Raw genomic sequence first — 24,166 nt, forward strand, 5'->3', positions numbered from 1 at the left:
GTATGGGGTATACAGGTTAAAAAGAGAAAAGCTACTGGCCTTAACAGTAGCTTTTCTCTTGCTTATACATTTATCATTAGGTAGATATCTTACGATGTCTTGAGTAGTTTGCTCCAAGTATTAAATACTATTCATTAACGTTTCTAAAAAAGAAATATCTCTGTGTATAATTGAGAGAGAGATCATACATCAAAGAAGTTATAAAAATTTATTGCCTTACTGCTTTCTTAGTCAAAAGGATTTCTTGCTTATTTGCTTCTTCTTCTTCTTGTTTAGAAATTATATGATTTTCTTCCATTAATGAAAGAACGATAGATCGTCGTTCTTTTGCTAGCTCTATATTGTTACGAGGAGAATATTTACTAGGTGCTTTAGGTAAACCAGCTAATAAAGCAGACTCCGCAATCGTTAAATCTTTTGCATCTTTTCCGAAGTATTCTTGTGCGGCTGCCTGAATTCCGTAAGCGCCACTACCAAAATAGATATGATTTAAATACATCTCTAAAATTTCATCTTTCGAGTATTTTCTCTCTAATTCTATGGCATACACAATCTCTTTCGATTTTCTGGTAAAAGTTTTTTCATTGGAAAGAAATACGTTTCGGGCAAGTTGCTGTGTAATCGTGCTGGCTCCTTCACTTTTACTTCCTTCTAAGACGTCTCTATATAAAGCTCGAAGGATGCCTTTCGGGTCAACACCCTTATGTTCATAGAAGCGCTTATCTTCAGTTATAACAAAAGCCATTTTAAGATAATCTGGTAATTCTTTTAAAGTAGCAACTCTCTTGTCTTGAGTTGGAGAAAGCTCTTGAATGTCAGCTCCATTTTTATTGTCTAATGTGACCCCTTGTACATAGTTTCCAACTGAACAACTAGTTAACAGAAAAGTGCATAATAAAAGAATAAAAAACTTTCCAATTACTTTCTTTCTTAGGGAATCCTTAGTCATGATATTATTCCTCTTTGTGTCTTATTTAGATAAATTAAATGCTCATTACACATTTTTTTCTTCGACAATTCCTTCACATAGGTATACTTTCTCTGTAAATTCCTCAAGCACTTTATTGCATTCTTCAAAGAGATCCGAGGCCTCTTTATTTGTCTTACATAAAAAATAATCTCTTTTCTTTATTTTTACCAACCATTTTTTTAACCTTCTTAATTCAGCCTCGTTTTCTTCTATTTCTCTAAATGAAAAGTTTTCTTTATTAGTCTCATCTTCTATTTCTTTCAAGAATTTATTTGATTCCTCAATAAATTCATCGTATTCCAAGGCGCGTTCCTGATTGAACTTGGACGTTATCATTTGCTCCGAAGAAAACGAAAGCCTTTCAATTTCAAGGATAGAGGTTTCCCCTCCACTTTCATGGATAAATAATTCAAGTTTTTTTAACTTTTTTATAAGTTCTTCCTTAGAAGGTAAGATACAAACGGATTGTTGAAGATAATGAACTCCAAGTGTTTTGAGATTCCTCCAAACTCTAACCCTTGCTGAAGAAGGTTCCGAAGGAATCTTATACGTAAAAATAATCCAATTGATTGTAGACATATCTCAGACTCCTCATACTATTTTTATTCATTTTAACACAAAAATAAAAATGTAACACTTGTTGCATTATATAATAACAAAAGATACAATTTATTAGATAACAAAAGATAATGTAGATAACAGGAGAAAATATAGATGGGAGAAGCACTAACTAAATTAAAAGAACAAGCAAGGAAGTTAAAGCAGGAAATTTTTGTGTTAGTAGAAGCTAACAAACATCCTAAAGTTCCATTTTACGTAAAATTGTTATCCATATTAATCATAGCCTATGCATTTAGCCCAGTAGATTTAATTCCTGATTTTGTGCCTATACTGGGATATCTAGATGATATCATCCTTATTCCTTTCGCGATCAAATTTGTCTTAAAACTAATTCCTAAAGATGTCCTTGAAGAATGTCGCGAAAAAGTAAGAGAATCGGAAAATGTTAAAAAGAAAAATTGGACTGCCGGAATTGTTATTATCTTATTATGGATAGCCGTCTTATATTGGATCTTTAAATTATTTTTTTAGTAATACCTTAAAGGAGTCTGCTCAAAGACTTGAAGAGAATATAAAGAGACAAAAACAAGAATTTCACCATTAGTAATATAGACTTTCTTTAAAACAAAGTGTGTTATATATCTTTAAAAAGAGAATATATGATAGGACTTATTATTGCTATTATTTTATTTAATTTTCTTGCTTTTAAAACAAATAAAAGATTAACAGCTAATCAACTCGTTCACAGTTGGATATTTACAATTGCTTTTCATCTGATATTTGACCTAATTATTGAATTTAAGTACAAGGGATACTGGTATTTCGATAAAAAAGTGGATTGGATAGATCTCCTTCCCCACACTGTACTACTTGCCCCTGTTATTATGATGTTCTTAAATTGGTACCCTTTTAAAAGCAAAATGATTAAAAAGGCTCTTTATATCATCTTTTGGGTCATAGCAATCGTCATTTATGAGGGCGTTGCATTACTTCCTGAACCCTGGGGATACTTTCACTATGGTTAGTGGAATTTAAGTCATTCGGCTATTATTGATCCTATACTCCTACTTATCGTATTAGGGTATTATAAGTGAATATATAAGCTGGAAAGAAAATAAAGAAAGCAGCATCCCGTGAGAAGATGCTGCTTTCTTTATTTTTTAACCTATAGCCTTTGAACGTATACCCATGAACCTTAGTTAGACCAACAAAGCTCTTGTAGGAATAAGTAATGGCAACCGGTGTGCCTACTTGAACTTTGTCATAAAGCTTTTTAACATCTGCATTCTTAGCATCCTTAACTTACGTATTTTCCAATGCTGCTTTTATTATTACTTCCATAAAGACTATTTCTATGAGGACAAGCATATGTGACAAGGGTTCCTTTTGGTGAGGGATTCCGGAAAAATTCATTATGGTAACTAAAGATGTATATGGTATACACATTTCTCTCCCTTATTGTTAGAATAATTAGACTACTAGGAAAGAAGTGTGATGATGATGAAAATAGGCGTTCTTCCAACTGATTCTTTTATTGATCCAAACGGCAAAAATGTTAAAGAGGTCAAGATACTTATTGATGCAGTAATAAATTTGATAGTTGATTATGCAAGTAACTCAGGAGATTATTCCCCTCTTTCACCTGAATTTAAGACAAAACTTTTTAATGAATTTTCTTCAGATGGTATTCCCACAGAAGAGCTTCTTTTACAGTTAGAAACCATATTAAAGCACTCTATGAATCCTTTAACCTCAAGGTATATGGGGCATATGGACTCAATTCCTACGTTAATTTCTTGTTTGAGTGAGTTTGTAACAACTGCCCTTAATAACAATATGCTGAGTCTTGAAATGTCTCCTGTCTTTTCTAAAATGGAGGTTCAAGTACTTCAACAGCTTACTCAGATGTTTGGTTTAGGACGAAATGCTGGCGGAGTTATAACAAGTGGTGGTAGTCTTGCTAATCTTCAAGCTCTAGCAGTTGCACGGAATTCTATCCTCCAAGTAAAAGAGAACGGACTAACTTCTTTAACAAAGCAACCTGTCATTTTAGTTTCAGAAGCAAGTCATACTTCTTTACATAAGGCTGCAATGATACTAGGGCTAGGTACATCTAGTGTCATTCTTGTAAAAAGTAATCCTAATTCCCAAATGGATACGACAGATTTAGAAACAAAGATTACTACTCTCATCCAAGAAGGAAAGCAACCTTTTGCAGTTGTAGCTACGGCAGGAACGACTGTTACAGGTAGTATTGATCCTCTAGTGCCTATTTCAGAAATAACAACGAAATACGGAATTTGGTTTCATGTAGATGCAGCCTATGGTGGAGCACTTGTCTTTTCAAAAAAACACAAGGAACTTCTCTCTGGGATTGAAAAAGCAGATTCGATTACATTCAATCCACAAAAATGGATGTATATTTCCAAAACATGCGCAATGGTTTTATTTAAAAACCATCATTTGTTGGAAACAGATTTTCGTATTTCAGCACCTTATATGAATGAAACAGACTTTACTAATTTGGGAGAAATAAGCGTTCAAGGTACTCGACATGCCGATATCCTAAAGTTATATCTATCTCTTCAACATATTGGTTTAAAAGGATATGAAGATTTAATAAATCGAGGTTTCACACTTGTTGAAGAATTTACAAGACAAGTAAAGGAACGATCTTATTTGGAGCTATCAGGTGAATCAGATACCAATATATGTTGTTTTAGACTACTTTTAAACGAGTATGACCAAAAACATCAAGATCAATTAAATCTTAAGTTGCAACAATGTTTATTAAAAGATCAACATGTGTTTTTATCCTTACCTACTTATAGAGGGAAGCGTTGGTTGAGGGCAGTTTTATTAAATCCTTTTATCTCGCCTTCAACTATTCAACAAATCTTTAAAAAGATCGATGACTTTTATATTGAGCATTGTAAGGAACATCCACTCTTGAAGTGAAAATGTTTTTTATAATCTTTTATAATTACTGAGGAATTAATTAATCATATTTGGTACCTAAAACGGTGATTATGTTAACTGAAATTGTATATATTATACATTCTATATACCTATCATTTTCTGTCTATTCATTGTTAATGAATAGACAGAAAATGATATTAAGAATGGAAGTATGATCCGGAAACTTGTATAAAGGATTTAGCATTGACAAAAGTTACATTTAGATTTACCATTCAACAATTCAACTAATAAGTTGAATTGTTAAGTAGAGGTGAATATATATGTTAAATGAACGAAACTTGAAAGATTTATTGTATGAAGGATTCGCTAGAGTAGGCAAGAGTTTATCTAGTCCTAAACGTTTAGAGATTCTAGATCTTCTATCTCAAGGGCCAAAATCTGTAGAAGCTTTATCGAAGGCAACGACTATGTCTGTTGCGAATGTATCAAAACACTTACAAACTCTTGCGAACTCTAAATTAGTAAAATCTCATAAGGAAGGAAACTATGTCATATACGAACTAGGAGATGAAGCCATTACTGACTTTTTAGCTTCTTTGCACAACTTATCTGGAAAACAATTTGTAGATATTCAACAAATAAAACAAGAGTTCTTAAATGACCAACTTGATTTAGAGGGTATTTCTCTTCCAGAGCTTAAAGAGAGAATGGAGAACGGGGAAGTTTTATTATTAGATGTGCGTCCAAGAGAAGAATATGAAAAAGAACATATTCCTGGTGCAGTTTCTATACCTATTGAAGAATTAGAAGAGAAATTAGCTTCTTTACCTCCTGATTGTAATGTTGTTGCGTATTGTAGGGGAACTTGTTGCTTAATGTCTGTAGAAGCTGTTGAACTGTTAAAAAGTAAAGGTATTAATGCATTTCGTTTAGAAGAAGGTGTATATGACCTGGAAACAATTCGCTAACAACTAAAATGTAAGTAGGTGTTTAACATGACAAGGAATACAAATGATTTAACCCACAGTTATATAGATTCTCCAGAAAAACGGAAAAATTTATATAAACGTACATTATTTATCGTGGGACTTTCACAAATCTTTGGAGGTGCCGGTCTTGCTGCGGGAATAACTGTAGGAGCGATTCTTGCCCGACAAATGCTTGGAACAGATGCATTTGCTGGATTACCAACTGCTATATTCACCCTAGGATCAGCTGGAGCAGCTCTAATAGTTGGAAGGCTATCTCAACGATATGGACGTCGTGCCGGCCTTGCGACAGGTTTTATTGCAGGTGGAATTGGAGCAATTGGAGTTGTCTTTGCAGCCATTATAAATAGTATTTTTCTCTTATTTGCTTCTCTTCTTATTTATGGAGCAGGAACAGCGACTAATTTACAAGCTCGTTACGCAGGTACTGATTTAGCAAACGCAAAACAACGGGCAACTGCGGTTAGTATGGCCATGGTTTTCACCACATTTGGAGCAGTTGCAGGACCAAACTTAGTAGACGTAATGGGGAAGTTAGCTCTAGCTATTAATGTTCCAGCACTTGCAGGACCTTTCATTTTGGCAGCAGTTGCATATATATTGGCTGGTCTTGTATTTTATATCATGCTTCGTCCAGATCCATTATTGATAGCAAGAGCAATAGAAACGAATAAACAAGAACATGACAATGAGAAGGATTTTACATCTTCTGAGCAGACAAACAACAAAAGAGGAGTAGCCGTTGGTGCAATAGTTATGGTACTTACTCAAATCGTCATGGTTGCTATCATGACCATGACACCTGTACATATGGGACATCATGGTCACGGTTTACGTGAAGTAGGAATTGTCATTGGTGCTCACATAGGTTCAATGTATCTTCCATCATTAGTTACAGGAATTCTAATTGATAAGATTGGCCGAACTGCCATGACTATTGCTTCTGGAGTAACCTTACTTTTGGCAGGTCTCGTAGCAGCTATGGCGCCAAGTGATTCAATGGGTCTCTTAGTCCTCGCCCTTTCTTTACTTGGATTGGGATGGAATTTAGGCTTGATAAGTGGAACGGCTCAAATTGTTGATGCTACGGAACCTTCAACGCGAGCCAAAACTCAAGGGACGATAGATGTCTTGATAGCATTAGCAGGAGTTTCAGGTGGGGCTTTATCTGGAATGGTTGTAGCTCATTCAAGCTATGCAATCTTATCATTAAGTGGAGGTATTTTATCTTTGATCTTAATTCCAGTTGTAATATGGGCACGTGGTAGAAAAAAAGAACGTACACTTAAAGTAAATAAAGAACTTTAAGTACAACGCAAAATGAAATAACTAATTTTCTCCAATTATTAATAAAATGTAAAAAAGGACTTTAAATCTAAAGTCCTTTTTTGTTACTACCGAGAATCCGTTATATGTTAACTAAAAAAATATATATTATATACAGCTTAAAAATAGAAAAAACCACTGGTGTATATGAACTGAACCAAAAAATCAGACACCCTATCCAAACAGTTTGGATGCAGTTCAAAATTCGTTTAGTATAGCTTACAAGCTTTATCCATAAAGAATTTTTTACTTTAAACCTTGTTTTGGACCAAAGTAATAATTTTATGTAAAATCTCACAAGCCTCATCTCTGTTACAGCAATCAACTACTTCACCAGTAGAGAATATGGTTATTTCGAAAGTTTGAGAGGTTTTAGAATAAAATAAATTAAGTATCCCAGGTACTGTATGAGTGATATCACAATCTTCATACTCCATTAAAATATTTAGCATGTTTTTAATTTCTGGTAAAGTCATTCACATATCATATCCCTTCCATTATAAGAAAGCCGTAAGGATAAAGAGTTCAAATCATATATATTACTTTTCATAAGCTAACACCTTACAAGTACAAAGAAATACATTATATATAAGGATTAAATGTCTATTAAAGATATAAGCACTTATTATATACCTAATAAGTAAAAAGCTACTTCATCCAGAGCATTGGCCTAGCCTTGATGAAGTAGCTTTTTTTAGGGATATCACTATGAAAAAATAACTGCAAACAAATCATAACATATATTTATGACAGGACTATTTCAGATAAGTTACAACATATGTATAAAAACTCACTTTTTTTCATATTCTGGTGTATTTACGTCCAGAGAGATCACCGTCCTGCCAAGAGTGTGTAGCTGAACGCCCGATAAATGTAAATTTTTTAAAAACCCTTTTCTGTAAGGTTTCTTTTTCTTGCTCCCAGAAAGAGTGATTATGTTAACTCCCATCGCCTATCGTATACAGCTTAAAAACAGAAAAAATCACTGCTCCTGAACAGTGATTTTTTCTGTTTACACTTAATTTTATACGGAATGATGATTTACATCATCTTGAGTAGTTTGCTCCAACTAGTAAATCTTATTCATTATGAAAGCTTGTCTAATGATTTAATCTTTTACGGTCATCTGCTTGAGGTGGTTGTTCCAACCATTGATTATCAATCATTTCTTTCCCAATACGATTAAACATCCATAAACTAGTTAACGCAGCTTTTTCATTAATCACTGAAATATCGGCTCTCATACTTGAGATAAGAGCTGCATTATAGTAGGTTACTGCTACACCATAAAAGAAACCCGTTTGGAGAAGCATAAGCTTATCTGAAAATGGAGAAACAGTAGAATTTGTAACCTCTGTATCAACTGATTTAGGTAGATGAATGTTCTCTTTGGTTAATAAAGATGAAAAAGAAGTGATCTGATTATTTGTAGTTTGTATACTTTTTTCTAATAGTGTTAGCACGTTTGGGTTTTTTGAAACTTGTGAAAAACCAAGGATTATCGCTTTTGCAATCATTGCTTTGTTTAAATTAAAAAAAGTATGTCCACTCTCTACGGCATTCATCGGTCTCTGCTTACCAAAAACATCTGTTACATAGTGGTATTGTTTAATCATTCCCACCTTATTAGGTGTTATATAGGTAGGTGGTTGCTGATGAAGTTGTTTTGAAATAAGAAGGTCCTTGGCTTTTTTATAAATTTCCATCGCATCAAGATTACATTGATAATAAAAATCTACAATGTCTTGGCGTATGGTAGTCGTAAAAGCTAAGCTCATTTCATTATGTCCGTGTGTGCTCATCATATAAAGGGATTTGAGACACAAAACGTCCGTAAATAGAGGAGGAGCTTCTAAGTTTACGTCCTCTTCTGTAAATCCTTTAGGAATAGGAAACTTCTCTTTCTTAAATAACGTTTTTAGGGTATCTATATGTTTAAGTGAATACTGAAGAGCTGTTTGAAAAAGGCTATGTATTTCAGGGTCTTGGATTGTATGAAGCATATATTTATTTACACATACAGATAATGTTTCACGGGTATAATGTGTCCATAAGTTTGCAATTTCAGGAGATGTTAATTGGTTCATTTTTTGCAATTTTCTGTTCCTCCGTATAAAAACTAATTTTTTTTAGCTTCCCCTCCTTTTAAGCTTTCATACGAGTTAGCTTTTCTTCTAATATTTCCGATAATAAACATTATTTCTACCCTTTGGGAAGTTAAAAAAGAATAATTTCGGATCATAAATGAGATACTCAAGATAAATATATGTAATTAGGAGGCATCAATGGTTAAGCGTAATGTAAGGTTATCAAGTCCCGAGATTGGTGGATTATGGGGAGTTTATATTCAAGAAACAATGTCTATTTGTTTATTAAAGTATTTTCTTCATCACCTACAAGATCAAGATATAAAGCCTATTTTGCAAAAATCTTTACACATCTCTCAAACGCATCTAAATCAAATTAAGGATATTTTTTCTGAGGAAAATATCCCTTTACCTGATGGATTTACGGAAAAGGATATTAATTTATCGGCTCCACCCCTTTTTTATGATCTTTTTGCTCTGAGTTTTGTCTACTCGATGAATCGTATGTCGATGGTTAACTTAGGGTTTGCTACTTCTACTGTTGCTCGGGCGGATGTTCTTGCTTTCTTCACTCAGGCTTTGAATCAGGCTACAGAGCTCTATGCAGAATCCACTACTCTAATGTTATCTAAAGGAATTTACGATCGACCACCTATGATTACCTATCCTGAGAAAGTTGAATATGTAAAAAAACAATCTTATATAGTAGCAGCCATGGGAAAAAAAAGACCTTTAAATGCTGTTGAACTTACTGAAATGTTCTTCAATATTGAGCGTAACTATTTCTCGGTGCTACTCTGTATGGGCTTATTACAAGTGATTAAGGACAAGGAAATTAAAGATTATATAAAAGATGGAATGGATATATCAGAAAAACAAATTAATTTCTTGAATGATCTTTTAAAGAAAGAAGAACTTCTTGGTACAGTTCCTGTTAGTATGGAAGTAACAAATTCAACCATTTCTCCTTTTTCCGACAAGCTTATTGTTGCGCTTTTTCATTTTTTAAATTCCATTGATGTGACACTTATTGGACATGCTTTGTCTTTATCCATGAGGACGGATTTAGCTACTTATTACAGTAAATTAATTGGAGAAATATTAATTTATGCTGGAAAGGGCTTTAATATTATGGTCAACCGGGAATGGCTAGAACAACCTCCTCAAGCACCAAATAGAAAGGCTTTAAAAGGAATGTAAGTTAATTAATAAGAAGATTCTACTTGATAATGTTGAATAACACTCTAAAAATTCGTTATATAAAAATGCTTCAAAAAGCCCTTGGTGAAAGGGCTTTTTAGCATGTTAATACCGATAACGTGTGTTATGTTAACTAATCACCAATTTTATATAACGTTTTTCCAAGAATAATTATGGTAAGGAAAAAACAGACTAACTATTTTCCAGATAATTAGTCTGTTTTTTTAATTTTATTATGAGTACCTAGAAGAGTGATTATGGTAACTAAGGTTGTATATCATATACAACCTAAAACAGAAAAAAACTACTGCTTCCTATACAGTAGTCCTTTTCTTATAAACCTTGCCCTAAAGGTTTATTTTGATGTTTAGCAACATCTTGAGTAGTTTACTTAAGATATAAAAACTTAGTCATATTATTGTGTATCAAATGGTAAAGTTATACGAGAATCTGCCTCAGGAGGTTGTTCTAACCATTTATTATTAATTGCAAGTTTACCAAATCTACTGTAGATCATAAAATCCTCCAGTATGGCTTTTTCACACAATACTGCAATATCTGCCCTCATGCTTGCAATTAAAGCAGTGCCATAGTATGATATGGCCGCACTAAATAAAAATCCTACATGAAAGGCCATAAGCTTATCTGAAAATGGCGGAATAGTTGAATTTGTAATTTCGGTGTCTAACAGCTTTGCAAAATTGAGATTGTCTTTTGACAATATGGATGAAAAAGTCATAATGTGTTTATTTTTAGTATGTAGACTTTTTTCTAAAAATTGACGTACGTCATTTGAGTTACAGACTTGTTTAAATCCAATAATAATTGCTTTTGCCATGACACTCTTCTTTAGATTAAAGAAGATATTTCCTGATTCAATCGAATTAGTTTTCCTCTTTTGACCAATTAGATCTGTTACATAATCAAGAGTAGGTATGAAGTTTACTTTGCTAGTGGATAAATACGATGGTGGATAATCATAAAGATTTTTAGATATAAGTACTTCAATTGATTTATTATAGAGATCCATTGTATCAATGTTACATTGATAATAAAAATTTCGAAGATCTTGTCGTATTGAAACATTAAAAGCAAGGCTAAATGCTTGTCCTCCATGCATAGTCATATCATGAATGTACTTTAACCAAAAAACATCAGAAAATAGTGGAGGAGCTTTCAAATTTACATCTTCATCTGAAAACCCTTTAGGTATAGGAAAACTCTCCTTATTGAATAATTCCACCAAATTTTCTACATGTCTTCGAGACAAATCTAGAGCTAATTCAAAAATAGCATGTATTTCCTTATCTTTAATTGTTATTAGCGCATACCTACTAACGCATATTGCCATCGTTTCACGAAGGTAATGCGTCCATAGGTTAGAAATTTCTGATGAGGATAATTTACTATTCTCCTGCATTTTTCACCATCCTACATAGTTAAATTATCTATTACATGTATTATAAAAAATAACATAGAGCTACACTTACTATAATTTGTTATATGTTTTTAAACTATACTATCTAATTAAACGAATGAGCCGAGTCTTAAATTGAAGAAAGAGTAAGAATCTAAGTTACTTTGATTCTTTCTCTTTCTTTCCTTTTATTAAAAAATACCGATAATCCACATTATCGTAACTAAAAATGAATGCGATATACATGTTTCCGATATTTTGTTCAATAACCTATATTTATGACTCTTTTCGTATTAACCTTAAATGCCACGGTAGCCAAAAGCCATAAGCAATAATGAATACAGGAATAGACCACCAAGTGTGCCATCCGTTTAACTTCATATATCCAACTTGAACAAGTATCCATTCAGATAATAAGGACAAGAGCGTAAAGAGGATAACATATATCCATTTCTTTTCTTCTTTTAAATAGTTAAGAAATATTATGGAAAAACAAGAAGGGATGATACCATAAGTTATAAAATCACCAATTCCTTCCTGTTTTGGAGATCGACCTAAATCAAAGACATCCAAGTAATTCATCATAAAAAAAGCATCTACTGTTAGTGCTACATAATTAATGGTACCAAAGGTAAGATAAATTTCTCTCCAAGTTAATCGTTTTGGCATCAAAAATATGTAAACCAAAGCAATAGTACCTAAAGTAATGGGAAACCATATACCTTTTGAGGACAAATCTAAGTTTTGAAAAAAATTTTTCATGATGTGTCTCCTTTAATCTTTAGAAAAAATATGCATTGATACCTATATATTTCAAGGTTTATTTACTATTGTTTGTTAGTTTTTAAATAGATATGCTCACAAGTCTTATGAGGCATTATGAAGCCTAATTTAAAGGTGATTGAATTTATGTATTAATAGGCTTTACTTTATTGAGATTGTGAAGGTATCTACTTAAACGAACGGTGTAGGTTAGTTTAAAAAGCAATTAAAATCAATTAACCATGAATGAATACTTTTTTAAAAAAAAGAAACTCTAAAAAGTAAAAAGGAATTTTAAATATGTCAATAAAAAATAAGTGGTTACTTAATATTACAATGGTATTACTCTCATGGATATCAATATCCTTTTTGGAATGGCGTAGTATAAAGAGATTTTTCCCAGCCTTTATCTTTGTGTTTTTAATAAATTGTATTGATGTTCCGATCGGAAAGAAACGGAGATGGTGGGCTTTCTATAATAAACCACATTCCTTTATTCATAATGAGTTTCCTTTTTTAATAGGTCCAATGTTGGCAGTGGCTTTATGGTCATTAAAATGGACATATGGAAATTTCAAAAAGTTTATTATACTAAATGCTCTTTTCCATTTATTTTTCACATTTCTAGCTAAAAGTTTATTTGCAAAGATAAAATTATTTAAATTAGTTCGACTAAATGCATTCCAATTCTTCCTATACTTCTTTTACAAGGCTTTTTTCTTATATGGATTTCAATACATTTTTGAAAATAAAAAGAGATTAACATAATCCATTTAAAGATAGAAGAACATATGTTTATTACCTTAAACAGGTAAGGAAAATTTAGATACAAAATTAGTTGAAGGATACACGTTAAAATATAAATATCGAAAATCTTATTCAACGAAGGATGCTTTAAATGATATGGAAATACTTTTTACCTTTCCCTGCTGTAAGGTTTGGTCTTTTTGTTGGGGAGTCGATAGTTTACATAATGTAAACCTACATCTTGCATGTAGGTTTTTGATTTTGTTAAAAAATATCGTTGATTTCTTTGGTAAAACTACACAGGATTGTCAATCTTGTTCGAGTGTTTTAGAGTTTTAACTCTTATTCATCGAACAGTCATATATTTAGGTATAAAATTCAATGAACAGTTATATTTATATGCGAAAAGAAATAGATTTGATAGAGTGACAAAGGGATTTCAAGCATGAATAACAACAGAGAGTTTGTAGAACATATAGAGCTGATAAAAAAGTAAAGAGAGGGAAACTAAATGAGAAAGAATGCAATGGGACAAGGCAACAGTAGATTCTCCGAAACAGGGCTGCGCAGACTGCGCGATGTGTTGACACGGCATGTCGAGTCCGGAAAGATTCCTGGACTTGTCGCCCTAGTTAGTCGGTACGGCGAGACACATGTCGAAACGATCGGCACCATGCGCCATGAAGGTGGCTCACCGATGCGTCGGGACACGATTTTCCGGATGGCCTCGACATCCAAGCCAATTTCGGTCGCGGCGGCGATGATCCTGCTCGATGAGTGCAGGATGCGGTTGGATGACTTGGTAGAGACTTGGTTGCCGGAACTAGCTGACCGGCGGGTGCTGAAGCGAATCGATGGACCTCTGGACGATACCGTACCGGCACGGCGACCGATCACCGTAAGGGACATTCTGACCTCGACTTTCGGGCTTGGCATGGATAGGACGTTGCTGGGCACTCCAATCATGGGCGCAATCTTCGAACAGGGGCTCACGCCCGATTTACCGGAGCCAATGCCTGAGCCAGATGAGTGGATGCGCCGTCTTGGCATGCTGCCGTTGATGCACCATCCCGGAGAGCGCTGGCAGTATCACATTAGCAATGATCTACTCGGTGTACTCGTCGCTAGGGTCACAGGTCAGTCGTTTGAGACGTTTCTGAGAGAACGCATCTTCGAACCCCTAGGCATGAAGGACACCGGTTTCTACGTGTCTGCTAACAGAATCGACCGGCTTCCACCCCTCTACGCCCCCAATCCACAGACTGGAGAGTTCATCGTGTGGGACGAAGCTAAGGGCGGACGCTACAATCAACCTCCGGCATTCCAAGGCGGCGGCGGTGGACTGGTTTCAACCATCGATGACTATCACGCGTACTTCCAAATGCTGCTGAATCACGGCATGCATGGGAGCAAACGGATCCTGTCTCGACCTGCCGTCGAGCTGATGACTACCAACTGCCTCACGCCCGAGCAGCAAGCCTCCCGAAATGCCATGGCTACCAATAACGTTCATGTGTCATTCGGGCAAGGGCAGCACGGCGGCTGGGGTATGGGGATGGCGGTGCGCACCTACCGCGGCGACTATGCGCCCATCGGCCAATTTGGCTGGGATGGAGGAAGTGGCACTTCTACCTACGCCGACCCGAACAACCAGCTCACCGGAATCCTGCTCACCCAAGTTGGGATGTCTACTGCGGATTCCGCGCGGGTTATCCATGACTTCTGGACAATGGTATACCAAGCAATCGAAGACTGACATCGATCCCACCGTTCGTTTTTTAAAAAGGTCTCTACTAAAAAACAGAGGCCTTTTTTATATTTAGATTTCCGGTAACAGTGATTATGGAAACTAGAGGTGTAGAGAATATAAAAATAGGAATATATCGTACCTAGTTTGAATTTATTATGAAGTAGAGAAAATAAATTCAGGCTAGCTATCGAAGGAAAGGAAGAAAATTGTAAATGTCAAATATACAAGATACTCCAAACCATATAAATGGACTTATCGAATCACTAGTTACCTCACAGGATGGTACAGCAATTGGTTATCAAAGTATGGGACAAGGTCCAGGTCTTATTGTAATCCATGGTGCACTAAGTAGTTCAAAGGATCTTACTAAATTTGCTCAAGAATTATCTGATGCATTCACAGTTCATATTATAGATCGACGGGGCCGAGGGATAAGTGGACCACAAGGGATTGAATACTCTATTACAAAAGAGGTCGAAGATATTCAAGCAGTAAAAGAAACAACAGGTGCAACTTATGTATTTGGACATAGCTATGGTGGACTTGTAGCTTTAGAGACTGCACATATCTTTCAACCTTTTACTAAAATAGCCTTATATGAACCTGGAGTTTCTATAGATTCATTATCAACCGATTGGGACTGGATATCACAATATGAAGAAGCTATGAAGAAAAACGATTTTAGAGAAGCATTCGCCAACTTTGTAAGAGGATCAGGACATAGCCCTTTAACACGGATGCCAAAATGGTATGCAAAATTAATCCTACGCGTGGTGATACGTGGAAATAGTTGGTTCAAAATAAAAGAATTAATGCCTGCAAATCTATATGAACATAAAGAAGTTCAACGCTTAGAATCAACTTACCATAAATATAAAAAAATTAATGCAAATGTATTATTAATTTCTGGGGAGAAAAGTCCCGAAACAGTACATCAAACTATTCAAGTATTAGATAAAACAATCCCCCAAACTCAAACAATAACATTACCAAAACTAGATCATCTTGCTCCATATAATGAGCATTCACCAGTTGAAGTTGCAATGCACGTAAAACGGTATTTTCTTGGTTGAAAATCTAAGAGGATTCCTTAAATTCCCTACTTTTATAGTTAATTTTAATTGCTATTATCATCACTACCGATAAACAACATTACGTTAATTAAAAGTGAATTTAAAAGCCCCCTTTAGTGAAAAGAAGGCTTTTAAGTTCACTTTTGTGAAAACATGAATGTTTGTTTAAACTTACGGGCTGGAGATTTCCTTCCATCCTTCATAACCCTATAAGGTTCTTCTTTCCATGTTACAACTACTTCTACTACTTTTGAATCAACTGAAATAGGTTGATTTTGATGATGAAAGAAATTCTGTGCTTCAGGTATTTTAAAGGTAATTAATTCATATTTGGTACTTGTATTAGGTTCGTCCCTATATACTTCCACTGTAGCATCGTAGACCTGAGAACCTAAATTTCTAACATCAATACTATAAACATTGAATTCCCCTTCTTTTTCTATTAAATCTTTAACATCTGGCTTGTCTATTTCTACTTTCCAGTGATTTGATGATTGAGAAGTAGGTAGCTTTTCTGGCTTATAAGCATGAGCATTAACAGAACCTAAAATTAGTGAAAAAAAGATACTGCTAAGAATCAAAACGTGTGCTTTCTTCATTGAAATTTCCTCCAATTTAAAAGGTAAGAGTATTATTCATTTTCAACTTTTGGATAATCTCTATTTCTTTGCTCCCAATAACTACCCTCATCGAAATAATCCGAACATACCCCATTTAAAGATTTTAACTTTTCAATAAATCCGTTTAAATCACAAGTATGAAGAGTGTCTTCAAGTTCACGGCTTTCTTCAGTAATGGAATAAACGTGAATCTCTATACAACCATCCCATCTAACATTGACATCAAACTTACCATCTTCACTTTCTAGCTCAAGCGCAACTGTCCCTCCGCCTTCTCTCCTATGTTCAGTCTTTATAACCCACATACAAACACTTCCTTTTTATAAATTAGAATTTTTAGTCCTTTGTTTGCATTATTCCAATTCATTTATCTCATTCATTTAAGGTTTCTCATTTATCGGCATTTTTATTACCATTGGCTAGAAGCTTCAAAGGGTATTGAAACAACTGTATAAGCTAACTATAGATTACAGTTTCCTTAAAGGATGAATGTAATAAAAATACCAAGATAGATCTAATGTTATATATTTTTGTTATTGATTAAAGCTATTTAATATAGACATATCTAGAGAAATGCGTCTAACTTATACCACAATTTTATTTTATTGTAATTATATGGTATTATAAATCAAAAAGGAAAAAAACATGATTGGACTTACTATTGCCATTATTGTATTTAATTTTATTGCATTTAAAACAAATAAAAGACTGACAGCAAATCAAATTGTTCATCTCTGGTTGTTTACAATCGCTTTTCAAAGCAGTTTCGATGTGTATATAGATTTAAAATATCATGGGTACTGGTATTTCACAGACGGTGCAGATTGGAAAGGACTTCTTGTTCATACTGTGTTACTCCCACCTGTTAATATGATGTTCCTTAATTGGTATCCCTTTAAAAGGGGTTATATTATGCAAGTTTGTTATTTTATTTTTTGGTTAATAGCTATTTTGCTTTATGAAACGCTTACATTATTACCTGCACCTTGGGGATATTTTCATTATGGTTGGTGGAATTTATGGCATTCAGCTATACTTAATCCTGTACTTTTACTTATCTTACTATGCTTTTATAAGTGGGTATGTAAGCTAGAGGACAAGCTTTTATTAAGAAAGAAATAAAAGGCCACCTCGCTTTGTAGGGGAGATAGCTTTTACCTTTACCTCTGCTGGATAACTAACTCTTGTTCCCATAGAAAAAACACCTCCAAGTGATTGTTAGGTAGTATATACCCGTTTTTTAACTTAAAGGTGTTTTTGTTTGTCTTACTATAGGGGGTCAGTCCCGAAGAAGGTAGATTTTTTCTGCTACGTAATTAAATTTTATAAGTGATGCCCATTGCATCTTGATTAGTTTGCTCAAATTATTAAGCTTTATTCATGCTTTTAGTTATGAAACAGAAATAAAGGGTATTTCCGACGATTATGGAAATACCCTTTGTTTGTTAACTTTATTGTTGGCTAGATTGTTGATTTTTTTTAGCTTCTGCTTGAGAGTTTTGTTGTTTTACTGCTTGTACATCTGTTTCACTAGCAAATTCTGTTCCAAATTTTTTAGATGCAGATGCAGCATTTTGTTGTTTTACCTTTGCAGCGTTTGTTCCTGCAGAAGTTTTGTTTGGCTGTTGGTTGTTATTCATTACAATCACCTCCACAAAAATTAATGTACCCAAGGAGATCGTAACTATTCTAAAAAGCTTTTAAGGAATATATGATTGCCGATAAAATCCATTATGGTAACTAAGTTCGTATATGATATTCATTAGAAAAGCAGAAAAAATCCCCCTAACACACCAGGGAGTTTTTTCTGTTGCGTATCAAACACTAAACTATATTTAAAAATTATAATTTTCACTAAAGTGCTCATAATATGAAAAATACGTTAAAAGGAGATTCAAAAATGCTTATTAAAAAGATATTAATATCTTTACCACTATTCCTTTTTTTTGTTTATTCCCCTACGCACGCATTTGAGATGACGAGTACTTTTAGAATTGTAAATGATAAAAACGAGACGATTGCTTCAAAAGAAGTTTCATTTCAAGAAGGTGAGACATTATATGAAGTAACAAAAAGGGCCTTTAACATAGAAGAATCCCAAGGGAATATTACATCTATAAATGGTATCCATTCAATTCCAAAGAAAAATATACATTGGGCTGTTTTTGTAAACAGGAATTTTATAGAGTTAGGTTTAGATGAAGTTACGCTCAATGAAAATGATGATGTAGTATGGGCTTTGAAAAATTGGGATAACCAAGAAATTTTAAAGTGAATAACATAGAAAATTAAAACATCCTACAAAAAGCAGTTGGTTATTATTCCAACTGCTTTTTTGTAAGTTATAATTTCTGATAACGCACATTATGGTAACTATACGATACACACCTTACTTATTTTATTAAAGGATAGTTGAAGAAGGATTTCTCTAACTTTCAAGGAATTAGTTATCAATGGTAATAACTTTAATAAGGTATTTGGAATGGTGAAATAAATGGAAAAACAGATTAATTATTATATCGACAAGAAAACAGAAAAATATATAATAAACAAGCTTCGAACCGCCGGTTGTGTTTTTGCAGAAGACGAGGCTCGATTACTTATTTCAGAGGCACAGACATTGGACACACTCATCGACATGGTGGAACAGCGAGCAAATGGTCTTCCCCTTGAGCACGTTGTTGGTTGGGCAGATTTCTGTGGTATGCGAATAAAAGTAGAACAAGGAGTCTTTGTACCACGCCGTCGCACCGAGTTTCTTGTTCAACAGACATCTTCCCTTGCTACTCCAGGATCTGTCATAGTTGACCTATGTTGTGGTACAGGCGCAGTGGGCGTGGCGTTGGCCAAAATTATAGGTTACATTGAATTGTATGCAACCGACATCGATCCAGCTTCAGTAAGATGTGCCCGTCACAATACCACCTTTGTTGGTGGCAACGTGTATGAAGGTGATCTCTATCATCCCCTCCCATCTGCATTGCATAACCGTGTCGATATCTTAGTCGCAAACGCTCCATATGTACCTACAAAGTCAATCGAGTTATTACCCCAAGAAGCGCGCAAATATGAGATAAGGGCGGCATTAGATGGAGGGGAGAAAGGACTAGACGTCCAGCGACGGGTAGCTGCTGAAGCACCAAAATGGCTGGCACCCGGTGGTCATCTTCTTGTCGAGACTAGCCAGAAACAGGCGTTGCAAACGGCTGAGATATTTGCTGAAAATGGGCTAATTCCTAAAGTGGAAAATTGTTTCGAACTAGATGTCACAGTTGTAATTGGAACCCAGACCAATAGAATGAATATGAACTGTGAAATATTAACGTAAATAAAAGCCTAAGAATATATAAGTTCTTAGGCTTTTATTTATGTTTGTGGTAATGCATTTTATGTTAAGTAAATCAGAAAGTATTTTATAAAAATAATCAGTTTGACTATTTACTCTTAGTGAAGACAAATAGGAGATTCCACTTGTTTTAATATATCAATCTATCTTCTACTTCCCTTTTAAGAAATTGCTGTATTTATGATAACTAAACAGAAAGTGTATAATTATTTGACGTTAATGTGTTTTTAATAAGATTAATTAATCGGAAATACAAAATAAACGTTTTTAATATAAAGAGGTAAAATAATAAACTTAGTTATAAAAATAATGGTTTTACCATTTACTCTAACTGACGACAAATAGCACCTTTTTCTACAAAGTGTATAAATGATATACTATATTTATAGAAAATAAGTTTATACTTTCTTTTTTATAGAAGAAATAATAAATAAGCAATAATTATAAGAAGTATATTTAGATAAATATTTAATAGTAAAAAGATTTTATATTTAATTAGTACCTTTAATACTTTTAAAACCGCGATTTATGTTACAAGTATTATTTAGAGGTTCTTTATTGAATATATATATATGAAGACATACTTTGTCTTAAACAGAGAAGAAACTACCTTGATACTTAATATCAGAAAGAGGTATGAATAAGAAGACACGATCCATAAAAGGAGAGGTTTTATGCCACCTACAGTAAGCTGTGAGGAGCAGACATCTTTTAAATTCAAAAGGAACTAGGTCATGAAGATGTTGGAAAGAGAGCAAGAAACTGGGCTGATATGGAAGGAACAAGATTTTTAATTTGTGGTATATCAATGTCTGTGTGTTTGAGATGTATTTTTATAGAAGGAATAAAAAAGAAGTTCAAAAACCATCGTACTAGTCCTTGAGCTTCTTTTCACCAATGTCCTGAGATAGCAACTTTGTGTGTACCTTGTCCTTTGCTGCATTTACCTGTGTTTGAGTAAGAAAACTACTTCCTGTAAGATTACAGATCCACAAAAGTTGGATAATTTCTGTGTGTTCTCATACTGCTTAATAAGGATTAACCTCCAAAAGCATATGTTGGAAGGCCTCTTACTTTGGTATTGACAACAAATAATCCACCAGCATAGGGTTCTTTTGCCAATATTTTTTCTTCTAAACCAATTCGAGCAGATGTAATATAGAGGTCTTGCAAATCGTCTCCGCCAAATACACAGGAAGTTGTGCGTGTTGCAGGGACATGCACGGTTTCAAGAAGCTTTCCGGTCTTCGGATTCCACCTTGTTACAGCGCTACCGTTCCATATCGCGACCCAAAGCATTCCTTCCTCATCGGACGTCATGCCGTCAGGGAAGGCGAAGCTATGGGGGATTGAGACGGCAACCCGCGGATTACTAATTGTTGCAGTTGTTAAATCATAATCGTAAGCCATCACCTTATTTGTCAGCGAATCGATATAGTACATTATTGAATTGTCTGGATTCCAGGCTATACCATTTGAAATCCCAATATTATCCAACACCTTTTTAATACTCCAGTCAGTATCCAGGCAGTAAAGTGCTCCGACATTAGGCCTCGAGTCATGTCCCATAGTACCCGCCCAGAAACGTCCAGCTGCATCACATTTTCCATCATTAAATCGATTATTCGGCTTATCTAACTCGACGGTGCCAATCAATTCCATATTCTTTGTTTCGAATTCGTAGGCATAAAACCCATGTTTTAGTGTCATTACAATACCACCCAATTTTCTGGGAACAACTGAGCCAATATACTGTCCAGTATCAAAAGTCGTATGTGCCTTGTCTGTAGGATTATATAAATGCAGCTTTTGCCTTGTGATATCCACCCAATACAACACTTTTCTGCGTGAATCCCAACTCGGTCCCTCACCCAGTTCAGCTTTTGTATTCAGAACCAATTGAATTGAATGCATCCTTTGCCTCCCTTAAAGGCTGAATTTCAACCTTTAATTATTCTACAGATACTCCCTTATCTATTAAGGAGTTTCGTTTATTTCATAGATTATGGATGTAAACAATAATCTAAAATTACATGCAATTTAAGAGATTCAGATATTATGAACTTAAGCCAATCCCACCATTTTAATATGATATTATCCTCAATACATAGTTTGGTCATCACAGACTAAACGGAGTCCACAATGAGATGCCAAACACATAATCTCAGTTAAAAAGTCTGTGTGTTACTATGTATGAGACAAACTAAAGTTATATGTTACTAATAAGGTACTAAATGTCTAAATAGACATATAAAATCAATAAGACATTGGTCTTCAAAAGTTAGTTTTTATCTTTTTTATCTAATTCAAGGCATATGAAAGAAATCTAAAAGAAAATGGGAGCGTAATCATGCATGTTACATATTATTCTATGTCTCACTTCATCTATCAACTTTGGATAAAAAGTGCAAAAGGGAATACTGTTTGAAAAAGAGGAAAAAATAAAGGGGTTGACGTTTTATGGAAAATAATGCACTTAATGAAATGGACCGAATGGATCCAAATTTACGTGATGAAATGTTAACTGAATTGTTTCTGAATCAAGTTATAAAGAACTTCAAAAAAAGGAAAATTCTTAAAGAAATTGATCATTCTTTAAAAAATAAAGATAAAGAAGCTTTTTTACGTTTAACAGAGAAACTTAAATCTGAATAAAGACAATATAATTATAGAAGAAACTCGTCAAAAAGAAGCCTTTCTATTGTAAGCAAAGGTTTTAAGATTTAATTTGCATTTAAGGACCATTATTGAGATTGTTTGAAATATAAAAGAAGAGAGTAACTTAATTATTAAAGTATAAAACTGCACTCTCATTATTGGTTTTGCTTGACAATGAGAGTGCAGTTCGAATGAATCAACAGTTATTTTACTAATAGTATTTAATTAGAGAATCAAAAAGATGATAGTAGTGAATTTCACTTCGTATCAAAACCCGTTTACTCTCTATCAAAAAGAGAATTTCCAGCAATCCCTGGATTAGTCATTTCAAAGGGATTTAAAATAAGATCAAGCTCTTCTTCCGTTAAAACATCATACCTTAAGCATAGCTCACGCACGGATTCACCTTTTAGTATTGCTTCTCGTGCGATTCTAGCAGCCACTTCATATCCAATATGAGGATTAATAGCCGTAATAATACCTACACTTTTTTCTACGTATTCTTTTAAATGTTCTTCATTCGCCTCAATCCCTTGTAGGCAATAATCCGTAAATGTTTGAAAAGCATTATTCATGATGCTAATTGATTGAAGTAAATTAAAAACAAGAACAGGTTCCATAACATTAAGTTCAAGTTGACCTGCTTCAGAAGCTAAGCAAATTGTATGATCATTACCGATAACTTGAAAGGCAACCTGGTTAATCATTTCTGGCATGACCGGATTAACTTTCCCAGGCATAATAGAAGATCCTGGCTGACGAGCAGGCAAAGTGATTTCTGCTAGTCCTGCACGGGGCCCAGATGCCATTAGACGTAAGTCATTCGCTATTTTCGACATATTTACCATACAAATCTTTAATGCTGCAGAAACTTCTGTATAAGCATCTGTATTTTGAGTCGCGTCTACAAGATGATCGGCATTCTTAAGTGGTAAACCACTGATATTTGCTAGATATCTTACAACATTTTCGATATAACTTGGATCGGCATTTAAACCCGTTCCTACTGCAGTTGCTCCCATATTTACCTCATATAAATGTCCATAGGATTGCTTAATACGTTTCATATCGCGCTCAAGAACACGGCTATATGATTCAAATTCCTGACCAAGACGGATTGGAACGGCATCTTGTAGGTGAGTACGTCCCATCTTTATAATATGATCAAATTGTTCTGCCTTTTTATGAAATACACTGTGCATATAATGCATTGTTTTTAGTAACTTATTTAACAGGTTAAGGGTTGCAATATGGATAGCAGTTGGGAATACGTCGTTTGTTGATTGTGACATGTTTACATGACTGTTAGGGCTTAAATCAGAATAAGAACCTTTTTTATGACCAAGTAACTCTAAAGCCCTGTTTGCGATAACCTCATTTGCATTCATATTCATTGAAGTCCCTGCACCACCCTGTATCGGGTCAACAATAAAATGATCGTTTCTTTTTCCTTCAATAACCTCGTCTGCTGCTTCAATAATTGCATTACCCAACCCGTCATATAACCTTTTTGTTTCCATATTAGCAAGAGCAGCAGCTTTCTTAACAATTCCTAATGCTTTAATGAGTTCCGGGTGAATTCGGTAACCTGTTATTGGGAAATTTTCAACTGCACGTAATGTTTGAATACCATAATAAGCGCTGACAGGCACTTCTTTCGTTCCTAAGAAATCTTTTTCAATTCTTACATCTTGTTTTTCAAGTGTTCCTATATTTGTCATAATATTGATCTCCTTCTTTA

General features: G+C 34.3%; 23 protein-coding genes. 12 read left to right on the plus strand and 11 right to left on the minus strand.

The features are described from left to right. Nucleotides 1-208 precede the first annotated feature (208 nt). Nucleotides 209-949 carry a transglycosylase domain-containing protein gene (locus tag ACLHDF_RS25120; protein WP_413921289.1) on the minus strand — a complete coding sequence of 247 codons (741 nt, stop codon included), beginning with the start codon at nt 947-949 and terminating at the stop codon, nt 209-211. A 45-nt stretch (nt 950-994) separates the two neighbouring features. Further along, complete coding sequence (locus tag ACLHDF_RS25125) at nt 995-1,549, minus strand: Chromate resistance protein ChrB (protein WP_413921290.1); 555 nt, start codon at nt 1,547-1,549, stop codon at nt 995-997. Between the two features lie 135 nt (nt 1,550-1,684). Here ACLHDF_RS25125 and ACLHDF_RS25130 point away from each other — a divergent pair, with 135 nt between their 5' ends. The 5 genes from ACLHDF_RS25130 (at nt 1,685) to ACLHDF_RS25150 (ending at nt 6,747) form a co-directional block, all read left to right on the plus strand. Then, nucleotides 1,685-2,062, plus strand: coding sequence for a YkvA family protein (locus tag ACLHDF_RS25130; protein WP_413921291.1), 378 nt, complete (start codon nt 1,685-1,687; stop codon nt 2,060-2,062). A 128-nt stretch (nt 2,063-2,190) separates the two neighbouring features. Further along, nucleotides 2,191-2,556, plus strand: coding sequence for a hypothetical protein (locus ACLHDF_RS25135; RefSeq protein WP_413921292.1), 366 nt, complete (start codon nt 2,191-2,193; stop codon nt 2,554-2,556). A 469-nt stretch (nt 2,557-3,025) separates the two neighbouring features. Continuing rightward, nucleotides 3,026-4,489 (plus strand): pyridoxal phosphate-dependent decarboxylase family protein, encoded by a 1,464-nt coding sequence (locus ACLHDF_RS25140; protein ID WP_413921293.1) that lies wholly within the window; start codon nt 3,026-3,028, stop codon nt 4,487-4,489. A gap of 281 nt (nt 4,490-4,770) precedes the next feature. Next, nucleotides 4,771-5,418, plus strand: a complete 648-nt coding sequence (locus ACLHDF_RS25145; RefSeq protein WP_413921294.1) for an ArsR/SmtB family transcription factor — start codon at nt 4,771-4,773, stop codon at nt 5,416-5,418. A gap of 27 nt (nt 5,419-5,445) precedes the next feature. Then, the gene (locus tag ACLHDF_RS25150; protein WP_413921295.1) at nt 5,446-6,747 is read left to right on the plus strand and encodes an MFS transporter; all 1,302 of its coding nucleotides are present in this window, start codon (nt 5,446-5,448) and stop codon (nt 6,745-6,747) included. 269 nt (nt 6,748-7,016) lie between these two features. On the opposite strand, the gene ACLHDF_RS25155 is transcribed toward ACLHDF_RS25150, so the two are convergent. Then, nucleotides 7,017-7,241 (minus strand): hypothetical protein, encoded by a 225-nt coding sequence (locus ACLHDF_RS25155; RefSeq protein WP_413921296.1) that lies wholly within the window; start codon nt 7,239-7,241, stop codon nt 7,017-7,019. A gap of 624 nt (nt 7,242-7,865) precedes the next feature. Continuing rightward, nucleotides 7,866-8,852 (minus strand): DUF3231 family protein, encoded by a 987-nt coding sequence (locus ACLHDF_RS25160; protein ID WP_413921333.1) that lies wholly within the window; start codon nt 8,850-8,852, stop codon nt 7,866-7,868. Between the two features lie 198 nt (nt 8,853-9,050). Between ACLHDF_RS25160 and ACLHDF_RS25165 the strand changes: the two genes are divergently transcribed. Further along, a complete protein-coding gene (locus ACLHDF_RS25165; RefSeq protein ID WP_413921297.1) occupies nt 9,051-10,052 on the plus strand; it encodes a DUF3231 family protein in 1,002 nt (333 codons plus the stop codon). A 415-nt stretch (nt 10,053-10,467) separates the two neighbouring features. Here the strand turns inward: ACLHDF_RS25165 and ACLHDF_RS25170 are convergent, their stop codons facing one another. Both ACLHDF_RS25170 and ACLHDF_RS25175 read right to left on the minus strand, forming a co-directional pair. Continuing rightward, nucleotides 10,468-11,472 (minus strand): DUF3231 family protein, encoded by a 1,005-nt coding sequence (locus ACLHDF_RS25170; RefSeq protein ID WP_413921298.1) that lies wholly within the window; start codon nt 11,470-11,472, stop codon nt 10,468-10,470. Nucleotides 11,473-11,745: 273 nt separating this feature from the next. Next, complete coding sequence (locus tag ACLHDF_RS25175; RefSeq protein WP_413921299.1) at nt 11,746-12,231, minus strand: hypothetical protein; 486 nt, start codon at nt 12,229-12,231, stop codon at nt 11,746-11,748. Nucleotides 12,232-13,504: 1,273 nt separating this feature from the next. Here ACLHDF_RS25175 and ACLHDF_RS25180 point away from each other — a divergent pair. Next, complete coding sequence (locus ACLHDF_RS25180) at nt 13,505-14,734, plus strand: serine hydrolase domain-containing protein (RefSeq protein WP_413921334.1); 1,230 nt, start codon at nt 13,505-13,507, stop codon at nt 14,732-14,734. Nucleotides 14,735-14,940: 206 nt separating this feature from the next. After that, nucleotides 14,941-15,801 (plus strand): alpha/beta fold hydrolase, encoded by an 861-nt coding sequence (locus ACLHDF_RS25185; RefSeq protein WP_413921300.1) that lies wholly within the window; start codon nt 14,941-14,943, stop codon nt 15,799-15,801. A gap of 137 nt (nt 15,802-15,938) precedes the next feature. Here ACLHDF_RS25185 and ACLHDF_RS25190 read toward each other — a convergent pair whose 3' ends face one another. Together ACLHDF_RS25190 and ACLHDF_RS25195 are read right to left on the minus strand one after the other, a co-directional pair. Further along, nucleotides 15,939-16,400, minus strand: coding sequence for a hypothetical protein (locus ACLHDF_RS25190; protein WP_413921301.1), 462 nt, complete (start codon nt 16,398-16,400; stop codon nt 15,939-15,941). 32 nt (nt 16,401-16,432) lie between these two features. After that, a complete protein-coding gene (locus tag ACLHDF_RS25195; protein ID WP_413921302.1) occupies nt 16,433-16,726 on the minus strand; it encodes a hypothetical protein in 294 nt (97 codons plus the stop codon). A gap of 340 nt (nt 16,727-17,066) precedes the next feature. On the opposite strand from ACLHDF_RS25195, the gene ACLHDF_RS25200 reads away from it, so the two are divergent. Next, nucleotides 17,067-17,543, plus strand: coding sequence for a hypothetical protein (locus tag ACLHDF_RS25200; RefSeq protein ID WP_413921303.1), 477 nt, complete (start codon nt 17,067-17,069; stop codon nt 17,541-17,543). A 329-nt stretch (nt 17,544-17,872) separates the two neighbouring features. Here the strand turns inward: ACLHDF_RS25200 and ACLHDF_RS25205 are convergent, their stop codons facing one another. Then, complete coding sequence (locus ACLHDF_RS25205; protein WP_413921304.1) at nt 17,873-18,061, minus strand: gamma-type small acid-soluble spore protein; 189 nt, start codon at nt 18,059-18,061, stop codon at nt 17,873-17,875. 230 nt (nt 18,062-18,291) lie between these two features. Between ACLHDF_RS25205 and ACLHDF_RS25210 the strand changes: the two genes are divergently transcribed. Continuing rightward, nucleotides 18,292-18,696 (plus strand): DUF4430 domain-containing protein, encoded by a 405-nt coding sequence (locus ACLHDF_RS25210; protein WP_413921305.1) that lies wholly within the window; start codon nt 18,292-18,294, stop codon nt 18,694-18,696. Between the two features lie 243 nt (nt 18,697-18,939). Next, on the plus strand, nt 18,940-19,749 hold the full coding sequence (locus ACLHDF_RS25215; protein WP_413921335.1) for a putative protein N(5)-glutamine methyltransferase: 810 nt from the start codon (nt 18,940-18,942) through the stop codon (nt 19,747-19,749). A gap of 1,056 nt (nt 19,750-20,805) precedes the next feature. On the opposite strand, the gene ACLHDF_RS25220 is transcribed toward ACLHDF_RS25215, so the two are convergent. After that, entirely contained in the window at nt 20,806-21,681 is an 876-nt protein-coding gene (locus tag ACLHDF_RS25220; protein ID WP_413921306.1) for an SMP-30/gluconolactonase/LRE family protein, read from the minus strand. 546 nt (nt 21,682-22,227) lie between these two features. Here ACLHDF_RS25220 and ACLHDF_RS25225 point away from each other — a divergent pair. Continuing rightward, a complete protein-coding gene (locus ACLHDF_RS25225) occupies nt 22,228-22,422 on the plus strand; it encodes an IDEAL domain-containing protein (protein ID WP_413921307.1) in 195 nt (64 codons plus the stop codon). 281 nt (nt 22,423-22,703) lie between these two features. Here ACLHDF_RS25225 and aspA read toward each other — a convergent pair whose 3' ends face one another. Continuing rightward, on the minus strand, nt 22,704-24,146 hold the full coding sequence (gene aspA / locus ACLHDF_RS25230) for an aspartate ammonia-lyase (RefSeq protein WP_413921308.1): 1,443 nt from the start codon (nt 24,144-24,146) through the stop codon (nt 22,704-22,706). Nucleotides 24,147-24,166: the final 20 nt, after the last annotated feature.

The sequence above is a fragment of the Priestia megaterium genome, from assembly GCF_046599315.1.
In the GTDB taxonomy this organism is placed as follows: Bacteria; Bacillota; Bacilli; order Bacillales; family Bacillaceae_H; genus Priestia; species Priestia megaterium_F.

What these genes read in the sequence shown, in the direction of transcription:
- ACLHDF_RS25120 (WP_413921289.1), bottom strand. Translation starts at nt 949, where the DNA reads ATGACTAAGGATTCCCTAAGAAAGAAAGTAATTGGAAAGTTTTTTATT.
- ACLHDF_RS25220 (WP_413921306.1), bottom strand. Translation starts at nt 21,681, where the DNA reads ATGCATTCAATTCAATTGGTTCTGAATACAAAAGCTGAACTGGGTGAG.
- ACLHDF_RS25135 (WP_413921292.1), top strand. Translation starts at nt 2,191, where the DNA reads ATGATAGGACTTATTATTGCTATTATTTTATTTAATTTTCTTGCTTTT.
- ACLHDF_RS25145 (WP_413921294.1), top strand. Translation starts at nt 4,771, where the DNA reads ATGTTAAATGAACGAAACTTGAAAGATTTATTGTATGAAGGATTCGCT.
- ACLHDF_RS25225 (WP_413921307.1), top strand. Translation starts at nt 22,228, where the DNA reads ATGGAAAATAATGCACTTAATGAAATGGACCGAATGGATCCAAATTTA.
- aspA (WP_413921308.1), bottom strand. Translation starts at nt 24,146, where the DNA reads ATGACAAATATAGGAACACTTGAAAAACAAGATGTAAGAATTGAAAAA.
- ACLHDF_RS25190 (WP_413921301.1), bottom strand. Translation starts at nt 16,400, where the DNA reads ATGAAGAAAGCACACGTTTTGATTCTTAGCAGTATCTTTTTTTCACTA.
- ACLHDF_RS25200 (WP_413921303.1), top strand. Translation starts at nt 17,067, where the DNA reads ATGATTGGACTTACTATTGCCATTATTGTATTTAATTTTATTGCATTT.
- ACLHDF_RS25175 (WP_413921299.1), bottom strand. Translation starts at nt 12,231, where the DNA reads ATGAAAAATTTTTTTCAAAACTTAGATTTGTCCTCAAAAGGTATATGG.
- ACLHDF_RS25165 (WP_413921297.1), top strand. Translation starts at nt 9,051, where the DNA reads ATGGTTAAGCGTAATGTAAGGTTATCAAGTCCCGAGATTGGTGGATTA.
- ACLHDF_RS25125 (WP_413921290.1), bottom strand. Translation starts at nt 1,549, where the DNA reads ATGTCTACAATCAATTGGATTATTTTTACGTATAAGATTCCTTCGGAA.
- ACLHDF_RS25180 (WP_413921334.1), top strand. Translation starts at nt 13,505, where the DNA reads ATGGGACAAGGCAACAGTAGATTCTCCGAAACAGGGCTGCGCAGACTG.
- ACLHDF_RS25210 (WP_413921305.1), top strand. Translation starts at nt 18,292, where the DNA reads ATGAAAAATACGTTAAAAGGAGATTCAAAAATGCTTATTAAAAAGATA.
- ACLHDF_RS25185 (WP_413921300.1), top strand. Translation starts at nt 14,941, where the DNA reads ATGTCAAATATACAAGATACTCCAAACCATATAAATGGACTTATCGAA.
- ACLHDF_RS25205 (WP_413921304.1), bottom strand. Translation starts at nt 18,061, where the DNA reads ATGAATAACAACCAACAGCCAAACAAAACTTCTGCAGGAACAAACGCT.
- ACLHDF_RS25195 (WP_413921302.1), bottom strand. Translation starts at nt 16,726, where the DNA reads ATGTGGGTTATAAAGACTGAACATAGGAGAGAAGGCGGAGGGACAGTT.
- ACLHDF_RS25170 (WP_413921298.1), bottom strand. Translation starts at nt 11,472, where the DNA reads ATGCAGGAGAATAGTAAATTATCCTCATCAGAAATTTCTAACCTATGG.
- ACLHDF_RS25130 (WP_413921291.1), top strand. Translation starts at nt 1,685, where the DNA reads ATGGGAGAAGCACTAACTAAATTAAAAGAACAAGCAAGGAAGTTAAAG.
- ACLHDF_RS25140 (WP_413921293.1), top strand. Translation starts at nt 3,026, where the DNA reads ATGATGATGAAAATAGGCGTTCTTCCAACTGATTCTTTTATTGATCCA.
- ACLHDF_RS25155 (WP_413921296.1), bottom strand. Translation starts at nt 7,241, where the DNA reads ATGACTTTACCAGAAATTAAAAACATGCTAAATATTTTAATGGAGTAT.
- ACLHDF_RS25160 (WP_413921333.1), bottom strand. Translation starts at nt 8,852, where the DNA reads ATGAACCAATTAACATCTCCTGAAATTGCAAACTTATGGACACATTAT.
- ACLHDF_RS25150 (WP_413921295.1), top strand. Translation starts at nt 5,446, where the DNA reads ATGACAAGGAATACAAATGATTTAACCCACAGTTATATAGATTCTCCA.